Origin of the sequence: Bartonella sp. 220B (assembly GCF_026930205.1) — a bacterium.
In the GTDB taxonomy this organism is placed as follows: Bacteria; Pseudomonadota; Alphaproteobacteria; order Rhizobiales; family Rhizobiaceae; genus Bartonella.
Genome location: NZ_JANHOI010000044.1, coordinates 1 through 2,176 on the forward strand (window position 1 = coordinate 1; position 2,176 = coordinate 2,176).

General features: G+C 34.6%; 3 protein-coding genes and 1 pseudogene. 2 read left to right on the forward strand and 2 right to left on the reverse strand.

The window, feature by feature from the left end:
- Positions 1 to 246, forward strand: a pseudogene (locus NPX99_RS08525) (hypothetical protein); the annotation flags it as partial.
- 762 nt (positions 247 to 1,008) lie between these two features.
- On the opposite strand, the gene NPX99_RS08530 reads toward NPX99_RS08525, so the two are convergent.
- Entirely contained in the window at positions 1,009 to 1,176 is a 168-nt protein-coding gene (locus NPX99_RS08530) for a hypothetical protein (protein WP_269031406.1), read from the reverse strand.
- 205 nt (positions 1,177 to 1,381) lie between these two features.
- Here NPX99_RS08530 and NPX99_RS08535 point away from each other — a divergent pair, with 205 nt between their 5' ends.
- Complete coding sequence (locus tag NPX99_RS08535; RefSeq protein ID WP_269031404.1) at positions 1,382 to 1,813, forward strand: hypothetical protein; 432 nt, start codon at positions 1,382 to 1,384, stop codon at positions 1,811 to 1,813.
- Positions 1,814 to 1,827: 14 nt separating this feature from the next.
- Here the strand turns inward: NPX99_RS08535 and NPX99_RS08540 are convergent.
- The coding region (locus NPX99_RS08540) for a hypothetical protein (protein ID WP_269031405.1) at positions 1,828 to 2,176 on the reverse strand (349 nt) is incomplete at its 5' end.

Sequence of the window (2,176 nt, forward strand, 5' to 3'; positions counted from 1 at the left end):
ATTAACAACCGTGCAAGGATCTATGGCAAGGTTTATGACTATGCCAAAGTGAGTGGCTGTGCTGAAATTTATGGCTCTGTTTATGGAAAGGCTCAGGTTTCTCATACTGTTAAGGTCTGGGGTCGTGTCCATGGGAGGGCGCTTCTCAATCGACAAAGTAAGGTTAAAGAGGTTCCCAAAAATAAAGAAGTTTCTAAAAGTGATATTCTTATGGAAATTATTGAAAGAATTGAGACAGAAGAATAAGCAACAAACGCGGGGGGCGCTTTTATGTTTAATGCCATCTAAAAAAAGAAAGCCGTGCCAATTTATATGACGCGGCTTTCATCTTTCCAACTCTTATTAATCAATCCCATAAGGAGTAGTGAATGCATATATACAAAACGTATCATATTGCAAGCTCTCTAGTCTCTTTATAAAAACTTATCCAAAATAATATAAATGAATGCTTCTGAAAGCGCTCTTTTAGATCATCACATTTGAATGAAAAAAGCCTATTAGCTCCGTGATGGTTTCAAACTATCAATAACAATGCCCTCATTTTTGAATTGACAAAATAACCTAATTTCTCTCTGCTTATAAAGAAGGTGCCCTCATTTTTGAGGTGACCTAATCACTCAATCCAAATTTGGATTAACCCATTTCAAAAGAGAATATTTCAAATCTTTGCATTTAAAGACGCTATAGTTATCTAAAGAGGTGCCCCCCAATTTGGGGTGACCCCAATCACTCCAAAGTAGCTATCTAGCGTTTTCTAAATTTTTAGAAAAACCTATCAATCGATATTTTTCAAAATCCTTATCATTCTTTACATCTATACAATTATGTTATGATAAAAACGTATCATAAAATTTATGAACTTTTATGGATGATAACAGCTTTGCATTTTATTTGAATGCTCCCATGTGTTATAACATTCGCATCATGATTTGCTTTTTATGGTCTATTCATACGTGGCTATTGTTTGTAAAAAATGGTCAATTAAATCGTGCATAAAAGTGTGGATTCTTAAGGGGATTCAAATAAAATAAATGCATATAAACTATTGACTTTATTGTGTTTTTTTGTATAATGCGTATTCTTGTTGGGAATGCCTTTGACGCGACCTATTCCAGCTCTTGGTGGTATCCATTTTTGTTTGACTGGTGGGGCTTGTTCTGTATTTTCTGATGTCATAAAATACGCCCTCCTGATAATAAAAAACCCCGCAAATGCGGGGATTTCCTCACTGCACTGCCCCTCGTCTAGATACAATACGACCAGTGCCGTATCTGTCATTAAATACGATTTGCAACACATTGTCAACAACAAAATAACACATATTGATAAATTTAAAGGGAATCAATTATAAGCAGTTGAAATAAAAGATAATGGATACCTTATGTTTAAACGCTGCATTTTATTAGGTATAATAATTGTTGGAATGCTAATTGCTAGTTTTTATATCTTAAGTAACCAAGATACAAGTGAATGTGACAGGCTAGTAAATAAATTAGAAAATATTTATAGAAAAATATCTCAAAAAGACTATATTCCTCTATATGCAAAATCCAAAAGTGGGAAATGTTATCGTTTGAATGTTATCAATGATGATCAAAATTTTGAACAATCGACAAACAATTATAATGAAACAAAGAAAAGTCGTTTTGAAGGTAGAATAATAGAGTGGTTTGTCATAGGGTTGGTCATAATCGCTATAATGTCACTCCCCATTAATATATTCTGGCGTTTTAGATTACATATTCCTGCATACTTATTCGCAATGGTGACTGCCTTGGCTGTTATTGTAATACCCTTTATCTTTGGTTGGTAATATCTCTTTTTAACCTATTGTTTTGAAAAGTACTTTTGAAGCGCATTAAGAGCTATTCGCAATGAACTCACAAGATGCGGTAGCATTTGATCTTCTATAACAAGATACTGTATTGCGGCGTAAAGATTATACTGTCTATAAAGGCATTGTGCTTCTTTTATTGCATCTTGCACGGCTTGATAGTGATGAGTTGCCTTTTCAACCCATTGTTCAAGACTATTTGGGTCTGTATTTGTAGACACATCATCATAAATGGCGCTTGGCAAGCCTTTTGCACAAAGGTAGTTGTTTCTTATCTGTAGATATTTTTGAGCGGCGTCGTATTGCTCTTGTGTAAGCACACCTTGCAAACAAAGCCGCCCG

What these genes read in the sequence shown, in the direction of transcription:
- NPX99_RS08530 (WP_269031406.1), bottom strand. Translation starts at nt 1,176, where the DNA reads ATGACATCAGAAAATACAGAACAAGCCCCACCAGTCAAACAAAAATGG.
- NPX99_RS08535 (WP_269031404.1), top strand. Translation starts at nt 1,382, where the DNA reads ATGTTTAAACGCTGCATTTTATTAGGTATAATAATTGTTGGAATGCTA.